A 19,521-nucleotide genomic window follows, 5' to 3' on the forward strand; every position below is an offset into this window, starting at 1 on the left:
AATTCATTTCTACGGGCTGATTATCCATATAAAAAATGTGATGATGAATATCATTTTTTTTAGGGATATGTTACTTTTAATGTTTTATTTATTTTCTTGAGAAATCGATTCAGATATACTTGGCTGTGTGAATTCAGTTGGTTATCGGTTAATAAAATTTTGTTTTTCTAAAATTTATTCCAATTGAAAAAAACCAATTTGAATCATTTTTGTGAAACAAACTAACCAGCTTCTAAAAAATCTGATTCAAGGTTTTTGACAGATCACCTGGTTGTTTGAGTTTTTATCTTTTCTTGATCTCCACTCTCTATATTAGATAACTCTCTTTGTTTAATATGACTTTAGCCAAACCTTGCACCATTCATTCAAAAATAAAAATCGAGGGAAGTACCGTTGCTGCTTACAATAAAAATCAACCATGGTCAACTGGCCCGTATGGATTCCATACAGGGTGAATGTGCAAAACAAATAACTCAAGAAGGCTTCGCAGGAACTTCTGGAGGTTTCATGGGGGCAGATAACCATTCCTTCTTAATGAAGGTGAACGGTTTTATTTGCATTAAGCCATATGAGCAGCAGGGAGATTCAAGAAAGTGATCCATAAGCGCATCGCCCAATTATTAACAGCATGGATGATCGTTGTTCTTATCTGGCCGGTTGGAGTTACCGGTAGGGTATTCGCAGAAGACACCTGGGTTAACATTACTTCGGCTGCCGAGTTCAATAACATCCGTTCAAATTTGACAGCCAATTACCGCCTGATGGCCGATATCGATCTGACCGGTTACCCCAATTGGACGCCCATAGGAACTGACGCTTCCCGTTTTACCGGACAATTGGATGGCAACGGGAAGATCATTAGCAACTTGAGCCTGACCAACACCTCTACCAATAACCAGGGGTTGTTTGGAGTAATCGGTACGGCTGGTAAATTAACGAACGTGGTCGTGGAACACGCCAATCTTTCCGCCGGGGTTAATACCGGTATCCTGGCTGGAACCAATTACGGGCAGATCAGTGCAAGTTCGGCCAGTGGCAACATCTCCGGGTATGACAATGTCGGCGGTCTGGTGGGATCCAACTACGGGCAAATTTCCAACTCTTTTACCCAATCTCAGGTATCCGGTAAAAACAATGTGGGCGGTTTGGTCGGTTACAACAACGGCACAGTGCAAACTTCTTACGCCGCATCTGTGGTTTCAATGTCAGTTTTAAACAACTATTTGCAGTTTGATGGTGTAGATGATTACATTGAGATTCCTCACCAGTCTTACTACATGACCAACAGTTTTACTCTAGAAGCCTGGTTCCAATGGGATAAAGCAGGTACTGATGATACCCAATTTATCACAGGCAAAGGGTTTGAGCAGTTTGAAATTCACACGGGGGGCGGTTCGGGTGTAAACGGCATTCGTTTTATTCCAGTTTACCGGCCAAAAACTCTCTACGCCGATGGACGAGCTTACCAGGATGTACGTAACGTAATCCAGCCAGGCTGGTTTCATGTAGCTGCTGTATGGGATTACTCGACCCAAACTGCACGTGTCTATATAAATGGCCAACCACAAAATATCTACCAGGTGGGAAATAATGTTGGCACCATCGCTCCGGTACCGCTGAAAAATCCTGGTGTCAATCCATACGCAGATAATCTCAGCAATTTTACAATTGGTATTCGGTCAGATATGACTTTCCCCTTCAAAGGTAAAATCAGCGATGTGCGTTTTTGGAACACAGTACGTACCAGTGAAGAAATTAATGCGGATAAAAACAAACAGCTTACCGGCAGCGAATCCGGTTTGATGGGCTACTGGAAATTGAATGAACCTTCTGGAACGGTCGCAACAGACAGTACCAGCAACCATAATAATGGAACCGTTATGGGTGGTGCCGTCCGAGTGCAGGAGAGTGGCATTAATTATGGTGGACTGGTGGGTCTTAATGCAAGCAGCGTAACTGGCTCCTACTACGACTCGGCTATTTCAGGACAAACGGATGAAGGCAAAGGCGTTCCATCAACAACCAGCGCCATGAAATCCATCAGCACCTTTAGCGGCTGGGACTTTACCTCCATCTGGAAAATCAACGAAGGTAATTCATACCCTTACTTCAACCGGTTTTCCGTAAAGTATTCCGCCGATCCCAATGGCACCATTGACGGCTATGCATCGCAGATTGTAAGTCCTGGTGGAATAGGCAGCTCTGTAACGGCAGTAGCCAATAAAGATTACAAATTTGAAAAATGGAGCGACAACCTCACCACGGCTGCCCGTCAGGACACGAATGTAAGCGGCGATTTGAGTGTTACTGCCAGCTTTTTGGAAGCCGTTCCCCCTGATACTCTTTCCATTGTTGTTGCCGATACTTCTCTGGTTGTTGGCGAAACCAGCCCGGTGATTTTCACTTTTTCTGAAGCTGTTACAGATCTGACTACGGCCGATCTGACGGTGGATAACGGCAGCCTGAGTGAACCCACATCCTCAGATGGAGGTCTCACCTGGATTGCCACTCTCACCCCCGCCGCGAATGTGAGTGCTGCAACCAATATCATCACCCTGGATAACAGCGGCGTGCAGGACCTGGCCGGGAATCCCGGCATCGGTACCACCGATTCAAATAATTATGCCGTCGACACTACCCTCTTGAGTGTATCCGTGGAACAGGCAAAGGATCAAGCTGATCCAACAAACACAGGTCCCATCCTGTTTAACGCCACATTCAGCAAGCCGGTCAGTGGTTTTACAAAAGAGGATATTTCGTTTGATGGCAGTACCGTTTCAGGCAGTCTGGTTGCTGCGTTGAGCGAAATCGCGCCCAATGATGGCACAACATACGAGATTTCAATCACTGGTATGACTGGCAAAGGATTAGTTGTGGTGTCCATCCCTGCTAACAAGGTTATGGACGCATTGGGCAACCAGAATTCAGCCAGTACAGGCAAGGATAATACTGTAACCTTCGACACCACATCCCCACAAGTGACCATTCCCAAACTTCAGGCAAATTATAGCGGCCTCAGCCCGATAAGTTTTGGGGTGAATTTCAATAAACCGATGAACAATCCCATTGGTGACACTGATACCGATGATGTGACCAATCCGGATAACTACCTGCTGGTGAAAACCGGACCAAATCAAATCTTTGACACACTATCCTGCGTTGCAGGATTGGCTTCTGACGATATACAATTTGCCTTCAACAGTGTGGATTACAACGATACATCCAACTCTTCTATCATCCACCTGTCAAACCGATTGCCAATAGGATCGTACCGTTTGTTTATTTGTGGAACCACCTCAATTGTTGACCTGGCCGGTAATCCTATTAATGGGGGTAAAGACGCAGTTTTTAACTTTACCGTGTACCCGGAAGCTGGATCCTTGCCCGAAACCGGTTTTCCTCAGGAGAAAATTACAATTCTGCCCGTTCAACCGGCGGATATGACCTACGCGAATAGCGGATTAACGCTTTCCATTCCCAGTCTGGGTGTGCAGACGGCAATTGTGGGTGTGCCGCGCAGTGAGCAAAGCTGGGACGTATCCTGGCTGGGCAATCGCGTCGGTTATCTTTACGGCTCGGCTTATCCCACTTTGCCGGGTAACACTGTTCTTACCGGGCACACGTGGAATGCTGATAATACCCCGGGCATTTTTGCCAACATAAAAAATTTGAGCCATGGTGATATTCTGAAGATATTCGCTTATGGACAAACCTATACCTTTGAAGTGCGTGAAAATAGTCTGGTCGAATCTGATAATGTTGATGTGGCAATGAAGCACGAGGAATTGTCCTGGGTGACTCTGCTGACCTGCGAATCATACGATGCAGGGACAGGAGATTATGCTTACAGGCGCATGGTCAGAGCTGTATTGATCAGCGTGGAATAATTACTCTCTGTGGTTGTAGAAGAAAAAAGATGTGATTATTCAGAAACCTCGCCGTTTGCGATTGAAAGAAACAACGTTACGAACCGGTCGGTGAAGTCTGTCTGCACAGTGATATAGAAATCTCTCGGCTGTGTAATGTCTGTCCATATTATGGCGGCCAAGCTGAAACTGTCTTAAACTTCAACGGCCGGAGTGAGGTGTGCTCTTACACCATAATGCCTGATACCCTTGCTGGTTTTAACCGGAACACTGCCGAGCTGTGGGGTTGGTCAAACTGGAAGAAAATTCTGTATTCACCGCACAATTGACCGACCTGGTCGAAAAACAGCCGCGCATCGGCCTGCCTGTAGAGATGGGCACTCGAAAAATCCGCGAAGATGCCATTTAACATGGTATGTTGATGTACGGGTATACCTTCAGGCCTGTGATGGCTGGGATGAAATAAACAGCGTGCTGTATGTAAAAGATAGAAAATCGTTTTTCATGATAGAAAGGCGATTTTTATTGTTTTTTTATGAATAAACTTTATGCAATGATAATAGTGTTCGATGAGAAGGGCGGATTTTTTCGTTTTTCTCTAAATTTGAAAAGTAAGGGATCAAACTTTTCATGATCTCAAGGCGAATCTAGTCCTGACAATAAGAGGTACGAGATGGCGAAAATATTAAATAATAAAAAGCGGATCTCTTTACTGCTCTTATCGCTGATGATGATCGTCACCGTTTGTTCATTCAATAGTATGTCACCAAAATTGACCCTATTCAATAATGGCACAATCTATATAGATGCTGACAATAAAGTGAATAATTTGCTTGTGAAAGATGGCATTGTAGTTGGATATGATGTAGATCCACAAAAATATCAAAATGCAGAAATTATTGATCTCAATGGGGCTGCAGCATACCCCGGCTTTATAGACAGCCATGTGCATCTTATCAGTATGGCTGTTGCGGGAAGTATCCTTGTTCCAACAGGAGAGGAAACGGATCCGACAAAGATAGCGACCATTGTCGGAGATCGTTGTAAAAAAGTTTCCCGAGGTACTCCCGTGATGGCACATGGATTTGTACTCTAAAATTATGATACAGACTGGGGTCTCAGTGACCTGGAGAATCTAGACGCGGCTACTGGACCTGATTGTCCTGTGATGATTGCTGATCAGTTAGGTCACAGTTATATTGTCAACACCGCTGCGATGCGTCTCAGCAACCTTGACGGTTCAACGGCAGATCCACCGGGCGGGAAGATAGTAAAACATGACGGCAAACCGACGGGTATGCTCAGGGAAACAGCCGGTTCGATTGTTGGAAATGCTGCAATTTTTCCACTGGTGCAAAATAGCCAGGCCAAACCGTTTGCCCTGGGGTTAATGAAGAAATGGGCGGCTATGGGATATACATCTGTTGTCGATTTGATGGGCGGGCCGATGGGGAGGACGATGAAGACAGAACTATGTCGAGAACTTGAAAGCGAAGGCTCTCTCCCTCTTAGAGTCTATTATGCTTATACATTCTTCCATCTGGATGATATGGAAGATTATCGCAACGCGGGAAAAGACACCGAATTTGTACATTTTACCGGTCTAAAACTTTTCATTGACGGAGCAGCTGGGCAGGGTGGTGCCTGGACTAGCTGGGAGAACACACTCGGAGATCATGGGCTAAATGCGATTACCTTTGATGACTCTTATGGCGAAAAGTACAATATTTTCAGGATTCTTGAAAAGTCTGAGGAACTTGGACTCGACATGCACTATCATGTTGGCGGAGATAAAGGAATCGATGCTGTGCTCAGTGCCATTGAGGCGGTGAAAGAGAAAAATGGTTCTTTGAAAGGTACGCACACCTTATATCACCTGGGGCTGATTACGGATGATCAAATCCTGCGGATGAAAAAACTGGGTTCCAATGTGATTGCGGACGTGCAGCCGTCGCTTCATTGGGAATTCCAGAGACCGCAAACAGAATACTATTACGGTGATCATGCGAAAGGATCATATCCGTATTCGAAGATGAAGGATGCCGGTATTACCCTTGCATTTTCGACTGATTATGCATCCAATTTGGAAAAGCTAAGCTGGCCAACTGAAATTATGAGAGTAGCGCTTACCGGTGGCGGCAATCCTGATAATCAGCCATTAACGATGCGGGATATGATTGAGGGTTTTACAGTAGGCGGCTTTGCCACTACCCCCGAAACAAAATTGGGCAAACTCCATGTTGGTTATAAAGCTGATTTAGTGGTGTATGAGAAAGATTTATATTCTATACCCGCGGAAAAACTATCAAAAGATAATCCGCGCGTTCTTTCCACATGGATCGGAGGAAAGAAGATAACCCCATAGTTTTATCAGTCAGGTAATTGAACACTTCTGTTGTGCTTTTGAGGTCGTTAAGTTGCCTGGTAATGCATACATCAGATGTGTTTGATATTCTGTGCCCTTAGTGATATCACAGAGGGTGTTTTAATGTTTTTAAAAAGAAAAACCGATACCTTTTATTGTGAATGAGGATTATATAGACGAGAGTCGATTTTAGACGGTTTGGGATGTTATTCTCAATGTTTCTCAGATCGTGCTGTGACATTGAAACAGGAGTTTATTATCTTATCCATTTGTGATTTATTTCCATTAGATGATACAACATCTTTAGCATTATGTTGAACATGTTTTTCAATTCAAGAATCCCAATAAATCCAAACATTTCATGCCATTAATCGTTAAACGATTATATTGATCTTCACTGCGCAGACCACTTGGAATTTTTAAGTAGAAATTTACACCTTTACTGAACAAATTATCTAATCCTACAGTCCTTCTTATTCAGGCGTTTTTTGTTTATTTATTAGAAAAGTGCGGTAGTAATGGATAAAAAGGGGTAAGAGAATATTTTCAGAAACATTTTCATTTTATGTGAGGTCGAATTTATTCGAAGCGGATCAACCGTCTGTATAATTATTGCTTATTAGTTGAAAAAAAAACAGGATTTCTTTGCTTAGGATTCGAGAGACCAATGAAAATTTACAGTATTACCACAGACAACAAGTTCAAAGAGTATGCTGAAATTGGATTCAAAGATGAGCATCGAGAGTCGATTTTGGAGAATTGGCTTGAAAATAATCCCGATAAAATTATTGAAGACGGTAAATTACTCATAATTGGCCGTCAGGTAAATACCAATCTTGGCAGTTATATTGACCTTCTCGCTATTGACAGACAAGGCGATTTATTGGTTATTGAGCTTAAAAGAGACCGTACTCCCCGTGAGACTCTTGCGCAGGCTCTTGAATATTGTTCCTTTGCAGAGAAATTGAGTTATGAGCAATTAGATGAGATTTTTCGCGATTATTCGGGCGATGAAGCTTTAAACCTTGCCCAATACCATCGAGAGTATTTTGGTCTTATACCTGATGAAGCGGTTGTATTCAATAATGACCAACGGATTGTTATTGTTGGTCAGAAGATCACACCTGAGATTCGTCAAACATCTTTATTCTTGAGAAACAAGGGAGTAAGAGTAACTTGTCTCGAATTTACCTTTTTTAAAGCTGATGGTGGCTTGCGTCTGTTATCAACAAATATCGTGGTAGGCAGCGAATCCCCCAATATTTCTAAAGTATCGTCAAGTTCATTGCCTGCAATTACTGAAAGTTTTTTTCTCAATTCAATAGACTCAAATGGGAAAGTAATATTTGAAAAACTTTTAACATGGGCAAAATCAAAATCATTTCCAATTCATTGGGGTACAAAAGGTTTCTCACTTAATGTTGATTTATCGGGAACTCACGTAGCTTTTTGTTTCGGGTATCCACCAAATGCTGTCTATCAACAATCCATATATTCCGCACTATTTGGGCGTGGAGGTTTGTTAAGTAAGATTGATATTTCTGAGCAAGAATTACAATCCTTGTTTTCAGATGCCCGAAATACTGGTTTATTCCAACCCGCTGGCAGAGAATTAAAGTGCTTAATAAATAGGCAGTTTTCAGAAGAGGAAACTGATAAGTTAATTTTGTGGCTTACAAAAGTTACGCAAGAGGTTGAAAAACATGGGTTGAAAGGGCAAGGCGAAAGCCACATCTAATGTCTTGGGGCATTATCCTGGCTAATACCGATTACAATGCTCAGGAGCTCCACCACTCGGAAAAAATGTGAGAAATATTTAACAGCTGGAGAAGTATCCCTTTAATTTTGCCAGACCGCTAACACCAGTCACTAGACATTATCCGATCGCTGTTTCAGCACAATTAAGTATCTATGGCAAAACGCCCTTCAATCTACGTGGAGGATATTTTTGTTTATATTATGTTGTTCGAAGAAATAATTAACTTTCAACAATAAAAGAGTAGAAATAAAATTCTTCGGTACTGGAAGATTTTTCAAACTTCATTGAAAACGCGATCACCTGAGTGCTGAATAATCAAAGCCGGAATATGGAAAAATATCAAGATGTTTGGCGGCTGAATCGGCGGAAGAGTATGACGTCAATCCGGTTGGCAAGCCGCCCAGAGGTTCATTTGTTTTCTATCGCGCCGAAGGGCCGATAGATGGTGTGGAGAAGATTGGGGGCATGTCGGGTTATGTATCGGCAATGGTGATACGATCCTAACCTGGAATGTCTTTCGCATTGACAAGTATTTGAAGGTTCAAACACTTGCCGGTGCCCCGGGTTGGAGTCAGCCGGAATATCTTGGCTGGACGCCGCCGGATGTGTTTTTAAGGGGATTTATTGCCCATTCGAATCGTCCAGTGATCAAATAGGATAAAATAGATTAGAATAAACACATATAAATCGCCTGTTAAATTGTCCATCGGATTGTACAAGTTAATATCGGAGGTTTTCCATGTCAGATTATCAGAATATGGATGCATTAATTCCCCTACAGGTAGGTGCGCTGACTGTGGAGCAAATCGCCGCCATCTTTACTCACCTCCCGGTGGATATCACCTTTGTAGACGAGGGCAACGATGTACGCTTTTATTCCGGTGGAAAGAGCCGGGTTTTTGAGCGCACTCCCGATATCATCGGGCGGAATGTGTTGAATTGCCATTCGCCCGACAGCGTACAGATCGTTTTCAAGATCCTGGAGGATTTCCGCGCCAGGACGCGCGACACTGCCGAGTTCTGGATTCAGACAAAACCAGGGGATAATGAGAACCGCTTCATTCACATCCGTTATTACGCCGTGCGCGATCCCGGGGGTAAATTTCTGGGTACGTTGGAAGTCACCCAGGACGTGACGGAAATCCAGAAGTTGACCGGCGAACGCAAGCTGCTGGACGAAGTGAAGTAGGACTGCTGCGCTTTGAAGTGCAACGGGTATTTCCGGTAAAGAATATGGAAAATAAACCTCTTTCTCCCGATCAAATCTCAAATCTGTTTGGTGTGTTGAAAGCCCGTTTTGACCAGAATCTCGGCCGACACCCTGGCATTGACTGGGGTGACATTCAAACCCGGCTGGAAGCCAGCCCGCAGAAGCTGTGGTCGCTCAGCGAAATGGAACGTACCGGCGGCGAGCCGGACGTGGTCGGACAGGATCAAACCAGCGGCGAATACATTTTCTTCGACTGTTCCGCAGAAACCCCCTCCGGACGCCGCAACCTGTGCTACGACCGACAGGCGTTGGACGCGCGCAAGGAACACAAACCGGCAGACAGCGCCATGGACATGGCCGCCGCTATGGGTATTGAGCTCCTGACGGAAGAGCTGTATAAACAGCTGCAGGCGTTGGGCAAGTTCGATACGAAGACCTCAAGCTGGCTACGAACCCCGCCTGAGATCCGCAAGTTTGGCGGGGCCATTTTCGGTGACCGGCGCTATGATCACGTCTTCATCTATCACAATGGGGCGGATTCGTACTACGGAGTCAGGGGATTCCGCGGTGTATTGCGGGTCTAACCGGCACTCGTTCAGGTGTCAGACAGGCAGAGGATGGAAAAGCTGTTCGCCGCAGGCCTGCGGGATGTCTTCCTTACGCCCATTCCGATGAAAAGGAATCGCCCCGGCACCCTGCCGGGAGTGATAGCCCTGTGGCGTGATGAAGCCCGGCCGGTGGATTCACTCCTGGGTGAGACCACCACGCTGGGGTTGCGCGTGCAATCCATCGAACGCGTTGAGGCGCATCGGGAGTTCCGGCAGGTGGATATGGTCTTTGGGTGATTTTCCTTGAAAGAGAGGATTCAGAATGGCCGGATCATCCAGTCTGTCTCCGAGTACGAAAACTGCCTGCGGAAACTAAAGTCGGCCTGTATAAGGTCTACCAGGCAGTCCAGCAGGCGTTGAAGGAAGAAAAAAGATCAGGGAGTAATCCCGTATATCTTAATAAATCGGCTACTTTTACTTCGTTAGTGGAATGGAAATGACAAACGAATCATCCCCGCATTTTATGGTTCCCGTCAACACAGACTTCTTATTAATAGCCTCACCTGAAACAGGGTAATCACCGCTGCATGAGCGTGGTCTAAAAATATACCCGGTGAATTTCCCCTTAATGATCACCCGGCATTTTTCATCGGGATTTCCCACATAACAGGTATATGGATGCAGTCCCTTGATGGCCATGCATTTTCCGATGCTGATAATTTCATCCGATGATCTGTCGCTCATAACCAGAGTCATTTCGTCCTGCGTTTTGCAGTATTGCTCGCCATGATTCCAGGTCCAGGTATGTTCTCCTGTACCTGTAAATGTCATTACATCTTCAAAATTCTGGGCTTCCTGAAGAAAATTCAAAGAAGAATTACATGCCAGTACACAGAGCAGACAAAGAAACAGGATCAAGTAATGAGGGAATTTAATTCGTGGCATCGTTATCTCCTTTTCTGTCACGTAGACAGCCGCCCTTGGTGGATAGGGGATGCTTTTAAACACGGCCAACGGATAATTAATTTCACCCTGACCCAGCCGGCATCTGCCCGCTGGATGAAACCGGCTTCCTTTAAATTTTTACATATTTTTTTAAATTTCATCCTACATGGCAAACACCATGGAAATGCAGATGACGGACTGTTGTATCATAACCGGGAAAGTTTCCTGGTTCGATCGATAGAAGTATGATCGTTGCTACAGGTCCGGCAGCTGCCAGTTGATGGGTGCAAGTCCGGCGGACTGCAGGATGGCATTGGTTTTGGAAAAATGCGCACAGCCGAAGAAACCCCGCGAAGCCGAAAGCGGCGACGGATGGGGAGCCTTCAGCACGGTGTGACGGGTGGTATCAATCCCTTCCGCTTTACGCTGGGCGTAACTGCCCCACAGCAAAAAAACTACCCGCTGGCTGCGGTTGTTGACCGCACGCAAAACGGCATCGGTAAAATTTTCCCAGCCTTTGCCCTGGTGTGAATTGGCCTGGTGCGCCCGCACTGTGAGTACGGCATTCAGCAGAAGCACCCCCTGTTCCGCCCAGGGAATCAAACAGCCGTTATTGGGAATTCGAAACTGGACATCATTGTGTAATTCTTTGTAGATATTTTGCAGGGAAGGCGGAACTTCCACACCCGGCCGTACAGAAAATGCCAGTCCGTGAGCCTGATTTTCTTCATGGTACGGATCCTGCCCGATGATCACAACGCGTACCTGGTCAAAAGGCGTATAGCGCAGTGCATTGAACACATCTGCACCCGGTGGAAAGACTTTGTATTTACGGCGCTCTTCCCCGACAAAACGGTAAAGCTGCTGGTAATACGGCTCGGTGGTTTCGCCGACTAAAGCGGGAAGCCAGCTATCCGGAATGGGCATGAAAGGCTCCTTGCGCATTATGCGGGAGAATTGACCCGCAGCGGTCAGTGAGATGTGGCGATAATCGTTCTGATTTTACATCAGGTTTCAAGATATGGAATCTCTGATGTGGTAAAAATGTTTTATCTGTTTTGGATATTTTCAAAATATCTTTCATGTAATCGGGAAAATACACTTGTTGGGATTTGCCCTCATTTTTACTATCTGTGTAAAATTGTCTCAAATTAATGAATGATAGTAAAAAAGGGAGATTTTTATGACCACACCGGCAATTCTGATCAGAGACGAAACCGAAAAGGATAAAGCGGTCATCACCGAAGTGACGGCCGCTGCCTTTGAGACCCTGGAGATCAGCAGCCACACGGAACAGTACATCGTCGAGGCGCTGCGCGCGGCCGGTGCTCTGACCATTTCTCTGGTGGCCGAGATGGACGGCCGGGTGGTGGGTCATATTGCTTTTTCCCCTGTGCAGATGTCAGATGGCACAAAAGACTGGTACGGGCTCGGGCCGGTTTCCGTGCTTCCAGCCTACCAGCGGTCGGGAATTGGTAAAGCATTGATACGCGAAGGTTTGTCTCGATTGAAAGCCCTGGGAGGAAAAGGCTGCTGCCTGGTGGGGCACCCGGAGTATTACGTCAAGTTCGGGTTCCGCAATGCCACCGGCCTTGAACATGAAGGCATACCCCCCGAAGTGTTCTTTGTGCTGCCGTTTGACGGCCCCGTCCCACAGGGGAAAGTCACCTTCCATGAAGCCTTTCTGGCCGACGGTCATCCCGCGCAGGGTTAATCCACAATCGGTATTTTCCACGTGAGGAATATGTAAACACAACCCCCGGGCTGTCGGTTATTTCATCTTTTCCTTCATCGGCCGGGTATAACTGGATGAAATGCCGTATTTCTTCCGCAATTCGTTGACAACCCGATACAGGCTGTCTTTATACTCTTTGCCGGCGCCGCCGGTTTTATACATAGACTGTAATGGGGGAAATAGCTCGGGGTAATTTTCCTGGATGAAATCAAAGAAGACCTTGCGGGTTTCCCCGCGTAAATATAGGGTGCCGGGAAGCATGTAGTGAACACCGCTTTCCCGGGCCCCGATACACAGGGCTTCGATATTTTCCCGGCTGTCCGTCAGATACGGGATGATCGGCATCACATGCAGCCCGACCGAAGCGTTGGTTTTGCGGAACTGTTTGAGCATGGCAAACCGTTCGGCCGATGGCGCTGAGCCGGGTTCCAGTTTTTGACGGATGTTTTCGTCTGTGGTGGTGATGGTGGCGGCGATATTGATATAGGTGATATGCGACAACTCGTCGATCAGGTCAAAATCACGCAGGGGGAGAGTCGATTTTGTTGAGATGATGGCCGGTGTTCGATACTTGATCAACAGCTTCAAGATTTCGGGCATGAGCTGCCAGGTCTCTTCTGCTTTCTGGTAGCTGTCAGTCACACCGCCAATGTTGACAACCTCCCGCTTCCATCCGGGGGAACTGAGTTCACGTTCCAGCACGTCCACGATGTTGGATTTGACATGGATATCATCATAAAAACCATCTGAATTCAGATACTGGTGCGAATAAATGGCATAACAGTACCGGCAGGCGTGACGGCAACCCCGGTAAATATTCAAATCCCAACCATAGGGAATCTTCCGCTTGAGCCGGGTCAGGGCGCTTTCACAGTGTATTTCTTTAACGGTGAGTTGGTTATCCATTATCCCTATCATTTCCTGTGCAACATGGATATGTTATCTGCCGGTTAAATCAGGTCTATTCTACTCAAAAGACCTTGTGAACTGTCAGTTGTACCATACCGGATGGGCTTCGATGTATTATCCCCCCTTTTATCAGCCATACATCTGTTATTGCTGTTTTACCGATTAAATAATGGCGGACTCAAACGCCTGAGCCTCGAAACCGGGACGGAGCCGTTCTTTGCCCCGGCGCGGGCGCTCTACCGCAGGAACGGTTTTGAGGTCTGCGGTCCTTTCAACGGATACACCGATGACCCGAACAGCGTCTATATGACGAGGGAGATTTAGGATCAATCTACCGCAGACCGGTCAAGGCGGCCGTCCTCCTGGCAGCTGCTGGTGTTGGGGGAGTTTATGAAGGCTGTGAGGGGAAAATTAGGGGAAATGGAGGCGGATACAGCGAAGGGAGAAAAGGCTGGATGTCTGCCAGAGTGTTTTGTGGATGTAAAATGAAGGTATATGGAAAGGGGATGCGGACAGAGATGTTGGGTGATGAAATGAGGGATTATGACAAAAGAACCGTGGAAGCAAAAACAAGCCTTGCTGGTTTACTGATGATGGATAGTTCTGTCAGGTATGCCGAAGATACCCTGAATTCGCGCACCCCCCTTCAAGAAAATGGATTTTCCGGTATAATTTCAGGGAGGGATGCGCGATCAAAAGAATATATTAAAAGAAAGAGCGCATCACGGTTAAAAACAATAAATGCCCGTCAGGGCATTGAGACAGATATTCCGTGGGATGACATTGCGTCTATGATTTCGGTTAAAAACAATAAATGCCCGTCAGGGCATTGAGACAATTTCTTGTTCTACGCAAATTGATGCAAACCACATTCGTTAAAAACAATAAATGCCCGTCAGGGCATTGAGACTTCACATCCAAAATAGATAATCTTATTGATATCAAAGTTAAAAACAATAAATGCCCGTCAGGGCATTGAGACTCTGCAATGGGAAAGAAATAAGCTCCCCGAAGAATACCACATTCGTTAAAAACAATAAATGCCCGTCAGGGCATTGAGACTTTTTCGCTTGTACGTGCGTCACCTTTCATAGCGAAAAATGTTAAAAACAATAAATGCCCGTCAGGGCATTGAGACATAGATGGGAATGAGCACAATGAAGGCATCTGAGAATAGTTAAAAACAATAAATGCCCGTCAGGGCATTGAGACTTCATCAGTTGTCAATTCTGCTGTCATATTCCCGATGGCGTTAAAAACAATAAATGCCCGTCAGGGCATTGAGACAGAAAAACTGTACTTCGTTCCCGCTTTCGTAGCTAAGTTAAAAACAATAAATGCCCGTCAGGGCATTGAGACAAATACAAGCAATGACATCGGATTTTTCCCGTCTGTGTTAAAAACAATAAATGCCCGTCAGGGCATTGAGACCTCATCATTCATTTCGCTGCAATCACCCATTGCAGCGCTTGTTAAAAACAATAAATGCCCGTCAGGGCATTGAGACACAGTACAATCCATTCCTCTAAGCTCACTTTAACCTCCTAGGTTAAAAACAATAAATGCCCGTCAGGGCATTGAGACGAATACTTTCATCTTGCCATAGACACCATAGATGTTAAAAAAATAAATGCCCGTCAGGGCATTGAGACCCAATAAATTTGACTTCATTGGCCTTCAGTTCAGTTAAAAACAATAAATGCCCGTCAGGGCATTGAGACGCGTGTTCCTTTGTCTAATTCGTCTAAATCGTTAGACAGTTAAAAACAATAAATGCCCGTCAGGGCATTGAGACATATGCCTCCCTGAATTGCTCAATCGAATCTGTTCTGGTTAAAAACAATAAATGCCCGTCAGGGCATTGAGACCTGTTAAAAAGTCGAATCCATGTTTCCCTATCGCCGTTAAAAACAATAAATGCCTGTCAGGGCATTGAGACTGAGTATGAAGAAAAGGAATATCAAACCCAACTCCATTGTGTTAAAAACAATAAATGCCCGTCAGGGCATTGAGACATAATCTGCCTGTTGGTGGTTGACTTTGAAGGTATCAGGGGGTAAAACACCCAGTGCCCATCAAAAGTCAGATGTGCGGGTATCCCATCGCCACAAATTCCCCTGCCGGCCAAACATCCGTACAGCGAGCGCCATAAACAGAAATATTCACCCCATTTGCCCCTTATTGATTCGATACGCTAGAATTACCGGATACATCCCCGCCCATCTGGAGGAATCTCATGAAGCGAGCACTTCCGGTAATTGTGTTTCTGGCGCTGGCTCTCATCACACTTACAGCCGCCGCCGCGCCGCATCCTCCCATCACCCCTGAAAACGTGACTCAACTGGTCAGGCAGTCTGAAACCGGCACGCCGTCTCTGCGCCGGGTTGTCTTTTCACCTGACGGTTCTCTGTTTGCCACCGCCGCCGGCAATGACAACGACTACGGCATCAAGATCTGGCAAAGGGATGATCTGTCTCTCAAGAAGGAGATCACGAACCTGACCGGCATTGTGTGGGATATCGCCTTCTCGCCGGATGGCAGGTTTCTGGTTTCGGCGGCAGACGACACCAACGGGCGCACACTGCGGGTGTGGAATCCGGCCGACGGCGCGCAGGTGGCTGTGCCCATCGCCCTGCCGTCATCCTCCAGCCTGGCTTTTTCGCCCGACGGCTCCCATCTGGCGGTCGGCGGACTCACCGGCTGGCCCAACGGCACCATCTGGATCTATGACACAAAGACCTGGGATGTGGAGCAGCAGTGGAAAGCCGCCAATCAGAATGTCACAGCGCTGGTGTATACCTCAGACGGCCGCCGGTTGGTCAGTGCGGGTACCGATGGACTCATCCGGGTGTGGTCTGTGGCAGATGGCAAAGAAGAGAAAGTGTTTTCCGCCGGAAAGCAGGCCAACCGCCTGGCGCTTTCGCCCGACGGTCAGCGGCTGGCTTCGTCATTTTGCGCGGCATTTGATGCTTCTGGCTGCACAAAGGGTGGGGTGGCTGTCTGGAATACGCAGGATTGGAAGAAGCTGCAAAAATTTGACGATCTGGCGGAATGCCTGGCGTTCTCGCCGGATGGACTCCTGCTTGTCACCGGCTCGGGTCAGCATGACCCGGTAATGCGATTCCGCCGTGTGCAAGACTGGACGCTGGTGCATACCCTCGCAGGAGATACCCGCAGCGCGGCTCTGTCACCCGACGGCCGGCTGCTGGTGTCGTTGGAGTGGAACAAAGTCCTGGTATGGGCGGTACCCTGACATTCGGGAAACCGTCTCGATTCAGTATCCATCGGTTAAATAAAACATCGGAAAACTTGAAATCCGACATTTTTACAGTATAGTTAGGCTCTGTCAGGATTATCTTTTCCCTGGTGTTACATGACCTTAGAAATTGATTTATCCGTTCAACTATTCCATCAAACCTTCCGTAATCCGGTGATTCCGGCGGTGGGCCCCAATGTGGGTTCGGGCGCCATGCTGCGCAGGGCGGCGGAAGGCGGAGCAGGCGGACTGCTGGCCAAGACGATCTCCCGTGTGGCGGCGCCGGTACCCCACCCCAATATGGTGCGCCTCGGGAAAGACAGTCTGCTGAACACCGAGTTGTGGAGCGAGCTGCCGCCTGAACAGTGGTTTTCACACGAGTACGGCATTGCCCTGTCAGCCGCCCGGGAATTCAACCTGCCGTTGATTGCCAGTGTCGGGTACACCGCTGAAGACCTGGCTGCCCTGGGTCCGCGCCTGGAAAAAGCCGGAGCCGATGCCATCGAATTCTCCATCCACTATCTTGACACCCAGCGTCTGCTGGAAACAGCCCGGGCGCTAAGGAACGCCGTCTCCGTACCCATTATTGCCAAGCTCAGTTCCCATGCCGGTGACCTGGGCGAACTGGCGCAGGTGCTTGATCCGTATGTAGACGGTTTCACCTGCATCAACAGCTTCGGTCCGACCCTGATGATTGATATTGAACGCGGCGAGTCACCGCTGGGCTCCAAATTCGGGTACGGCTGGTTATCCGGCCCGGCCGTCAAACCGCTGGCAGTACGGTCAGTGTTCGAGGTGGCGCGTGTCACCGATAAACCGGTCATCGGGGTGGGCGGCGTTTCCAGCGGGGCGGATGTGATCGAATTCTTCATGGCGGGGGCGTCCCTGGTGGGTGTGTGTACCGCCGCCATTCTTAAAGGCCCGACGATTTATGGCAAAATTGCCGAAGAAACTGGCCAGTGGCTGCAAGATCACGGCTATCACAGCCTGGATGACATAAAGGGTCTGTACCTCAACCGGTACAGGCAGGGTCAACCGGTGGTCACAGCGGTGGAACAGTCTGCCCGGGTGGATGAAAATCGCTGCAAAGCCTGCGGTCAGTGCGAGAAAGTCTGCCAGTTTGGCGCCCTGCGCGCCCCGCTAAAAGAAATCGCCCGGGTGGATGCCTCAAAATGCGCCGCCTGCGGCCTGTGTGTATCTGTATGTCCATTTGACGCGCTGCAATTGCATCCGCGCGAGACGTAAAATTAAAAGTGGTGAGCATCTCATGAACCTGTCTGAAATATTTAAGCAGCAAAAAGTCCATTTCAGTTTTGAATTTTTCCCCCCGAAAACCGAAGAAGCCTCCCATGCTTTGTTGGAGACGATCAGCAAGTTGTCGCCCATCCAGCCGTCATTCGTCAGCGTAACATACGGGGCGGGCGGCTCCACCAACCAGTTGACGCAAAACCTGGTGATCCGCCTGAAACAGGAGACCCCGCTCAATGTTGTGGCGCATCTGACGGCCATCGGCGCGAGCCGCGATGAGATCAAAGCCCAGCTGGACCGCTATTCGGCGGCAGGTATCGAAAATGTGCTGGCTCTGCGGGGCGATCCGCCGAAGGGAAATCCGTCATTTGCACCGGCGGCCGATGGTTTCGCTCATGCCGCCGATATGGTCGCCTTTATTAAAAAGAACTTCCCCCATTTCAGCGTCAGCGTAGCGGGTTTCCCGGAAGGGCACCCTGAAACCCCCAACCGCCTGCTGGAGATGGATTACCTGAAAGCCAAGGTGGATGCGGGCGCGGACTGCATTTGCACCCAGCTCTTTTTTGATAACCGCGATTTTTATGATTTCTGCGAACGCTGTGAAATTGCCGGAATTAAAGTGCCGATTATTGCTGGCATCATGCCGGTGACGTCTATCAGCGGTTTGAGGCGCATGTCAGAGCTGGCGCTGGGAGCACGCATCCCGGCCAAACTGCTGCGCGCGGTGTTACGTGCCCGGGGCGATGACGCCGTGGAAAAGATCGGCATCCACTGGTCAACCCAACAGGTTTTTGACCTGTATGACCATAACGTCAGCGGCATTCACTTCTACACCCTCAACCATTCCAAAGCGACCCTGAAGATCTATGAGACGTTGGGCATGAGTCTGGGCGAAGCCTGGCATATTCCCAACCACAACGGAGGATGAACCGGGTTGTAGAGGGAAAACCAAAAATGAAATATAGCTGGTGGAAATCAAAATGACCGGGTATATTCTCTTGGTATTCCAGTGTATACTATTTATGTCATGATTTAAAAAGGTGGCATATATGGAATACAGGGTACAGATGAACGCCGATGGCAGATTTGTTCTTCCTTCCCGGATGCGCAAGGAATTAAAACTCGAACCGGGAGATGAAGTTATTTTGCGACTCGAAGATGGTTCTGTCCGTCTTATTCCTCTGCCGCAGGCCGTATCCTATGCAAGACAAACCGTCCGTAAATACATCAAAGAAGGTACATCACTGGTTGATGACTTGATACAATCCCGCCGGGAGCAAGCGGCGCGTGAATAAATATGTGCTCGATGCCTCCGCGTTGCTGGCATTGCTTAACAATGAAACCGGCGCAAATATTGTGGAAGAATTGCTTCCAGAATCTGTGATCTCTTCCATTAATTTCTCTGAAGTCGTTGCACGGCTCTCGCTTCTTGGGATTCCAAATGATGAGATTCACAATGCGCTGGATATTCTTGGGCTGGAGATCATCCTGTTTGATAGTGACCTTGCATATTTGACGGGAAATCTGGCAGCCCCGACAAAACCTTTCGGATTATCCATTGGAGATCGCGCCTGTCTTGCCTTGGCGATGAAGACCGGAAGAACAGCTGTCACAGCAGATACGATCTGGGGAAAGATCCCGGTTAAGGTTGACGTAAAATTGATTCGATGAACAATCTGA

The 19,521-nt window shown here is 47.5% G+C and carries 15 protein-coding genes, 2 pseudogenes and 1 CRISPR repeat array; of the genes and pseudogenes, 14 read left to right on the forward strand and 3 right to left on the reverse strand.

The features are described 5' to 3' along the window. Positions 1 to 593: 593 nt before the first annotated feature. From LTAR_RS08540 to larC2, 7 genes and pseudogenes are all read left to right on the forward strand, one after another. Positions 594 to 3,887 carry an Ig-like domain-containing protein gene (locus tag LTAR_RS08540; protein WP_062421779.1) on the forward strand — a complete coding sequence of 1,098 codons (3,294 nt, stop codon included), beginning with the start codon at positions 594 to 596 and terminating at the stop codon, positions 3,885 to 3,887. Between the two features lie 259 nt (positions 3,888 to 4,146). Further along, positions 4,147 to 4,275: a PhlB family protein gene (locus LTAR_RS17510; RefSeq protein WP_269079266.1), complete on the forward strand. Its 129-nt coding sequence runs from the start codon at positions 4,147 to 4,149 to the stop codon at positions 4,273 to 4,275. Positions 4,276 to 4,626: 351 nt separating this feature from the next. Continuing rightward, positions 4,627 to 6,231: pseudogene (locus LTAR_RS08550) on the forward strand (amidohydrolase). Positions 6,232 to 6,898: 667 nt separating this feature from the next. Continuing rightward, on the forward strand, positions 6,899 to 7,969 hold the full coding sequence (locus LTAR_RS08555; protein WP_062421782.1) for a PDDEXK family nuclease: 1,071 nt from the start codon (positions 6,899 to 6,901) through the stop codon (positions 7,967 to 7,969). 760 nt (positions 7,970 to 8,729) lie between these two features. Further along, a complete protein-coding gene (locus LTAR_RS08560) occupies positions 8,730 to 9,179 on the forward strand; it encodes a PAS domain-containing protein (RefSeq protein WP_062421783.1) in 450 nt (149 codons plus the stop codon). Between the two features lie 44 nt (positions 9,180 to 9,223). Further along, the gene (locus LTAR_RS08565; protein WP_081419897.1) at positions 9,224 to 9,784 is read left to right on the forward strand and encodes a DUF4256 domain-containing protein; all 561 of its coding nucleotides are present in this window, start codon (positions 9,224 to 9,226) and stop codon (positions 9,782 to 9,784) included. 15 nt (positions 9,785 to 9,799) lie between these two features. Continuing rightward, a complete protein-coding gene (gene larC2 / locus LTAR_RS08570) occupies positions 9,800 to 10,045 on the forward strand; it encodes a nickel pincer cofactor biosynthesis protein LarC2 (RefSeq protein WP_139044469.1) in 246 nt (81 codons plus the stop codon). 177 nt (positions 10,046 to 10,222) lie between these two features. Here larC2 and LTAR_RS08575 read toward each other — a convergent pair whose 3' ends face one another. Beyond that, entirely contained in the window at positions 10,223 to 10,693 is a 471-nt protein-coding gene (locus tag LTAR_RS08575; protein WP_062421786.1) for a hypothetical protein, read from the reverse strand. 255 nt (positions 10,694 to 10,948) lie between these two features. Then, positions 10,949 to 11,620 carry a uracil-DNA glycosylase gene (gene ung, locus LTAR_RS08580; protein WP_062421787.1) on the reverse strand — a complete coding sequence of 224 codons (672 nt, stop codon included), beginning with the start codon at positions 11,618 to 11,620 and terminating at the stop codon, positions 10,949 to 10,951. Positions 11,621 to 11,876: 256 nt separating this feature from the next. Between ung and LTAR_RS08585 the strand changes: the two genes are divergently transcribed. After that, positions 11,877 to 12,407: a GNAT family N-acetyltransferase gene (locus LTAR_RS08585; protein WP_062421788.1), complete on the forward strand. Its 531-nt coding sequence runs from the start codon at positions 11,877 to 11,879 to the stop codon at positions 12,405 to 12,407. Between the two features lie 57 nt (positions 12,408 to 12,464). On the opposite strand, the gene LTAR_RS08590 is transcribed toward LTAR_RS08585, so the two are convergent. Beyond that, on the reverse strand, positions 12,465 to 13,334 hold the full coding sequence (locus LTAR_RS08590; protein ID WP_062421789.1) for an SPL family radical SAM protein: 870 nt from the start codon (positions 13,332 to 13,334) through the stop codon (positions 12,465 to 12,467). Positions 13,335 to 13,517: 183 nt separating this feature from the next. Here LTAR_RS08590 and LTAR_RS17635 point away from each other — a divergent pair. The 6 genes and pseudogenes from LTAR_RS17635 to LTAR_RS08615 form a co-directional block, all read left to right on the forward strand. Further along, positions 13,518 to 13,661 (forward strand): annotated as a pseudogene (locus LTAR_RS17635) (N-acetyltransferase); the annotation flags it as partial. A 403-nt stretch (positions 13,662 to 14,064) separates the two neighbouring features. After that, positions 14,065 to 15,352: a CRISPR direct-repeat array (repeat unit 36 nt; unit sequence GTTAAAAACAATAAATGCCCGTCAGGGCATTGAGAC). Between the two features lie 221 nt (positions 15,353 to 15,573). After that, a complete protein-coding gene (locus LTAR_RS08595) occupies positions 15,574 to 16,590 on the forward strand; it encodes a WD40 repeat domain-containing protein (RefSeq protein ID WP_062421790.1) in 1,017 nt (338 codons plus the stop codon). A gap of 120 nt (positions 16,591 to 16,710) precedes the next feature. Further along, positions 16,711 to 17,838, forward strand: a complete 1,128-nt coding sequence (locus LTAR_RS08600) for a 4Fe-4S binding protein (RefSeq protein ID WP_062421791.1) — start codon at positions 16,711 to 16,713, stop codon at positions 17,836 to 17,838. A 22-nt stretch (positions 17,839 to 17,860) separates the two neighbouring features. After that, the gene (metF, locus tag LTAR_RS08605) at positions 17,861 to 18,769 is read left to right on the forward strand and encodes a methylenetetrahydrofolate reductase [NAD(P)H] (protein ID WP_062421792.1); all 909 of its coding nucleotides are present in this window, start codon (positions 17,861 to 17,863) and stop codon (positions 18,767 to 18,769) included. Between the two features lie 121 nt (positions 18,770 to 18,890). After that, positions 18,891 to 19,136 carry an AbrB/MazE/SpoVT family DNA-binding domain-containing protein gene (locus LTAR_RS08610; protein ID WP_062421793.1) on the forward strand — a complete coding sequence of 82 codons (246 nt, stop codon included), beginning with the start codon at positions 18,891 to 18,893 and terminating at the stop codon, positions 19,134 to 19,136. Next, the gene (locus LTAR_RS08615; RefSeq protein WP_062421794.1) at positions 19,129 to 19,512 is read left to right on the forward strand and encodes a type II toxin-antitoxin system VapC family toxin; all 384 of its coding nucleotides are present in this window, start codon (positions 19,129 to 19,131) and stop codon (positions 19,510 to 19,512) included. The genes LTAR_RS08610 and LTAR_RS08615 overlap by 8 nt, the downstream gene beginning before the upstream one ends. The last annotated feature ends 9 nt before the right edge of the window (positions 19,513 to 19,521 follow it).

Origin of the sequence: Leptolinea tardivitalis, from assembly GCF_001050275.1 — a bacterium.
GTDB classification, from domain to species: domain Bacteria; phylum Chloroflexota; class Anaerolineae; order Anaerolineales; family Anaerolineaceae; genus Leptolinea; species Leptolinea tardivitalis.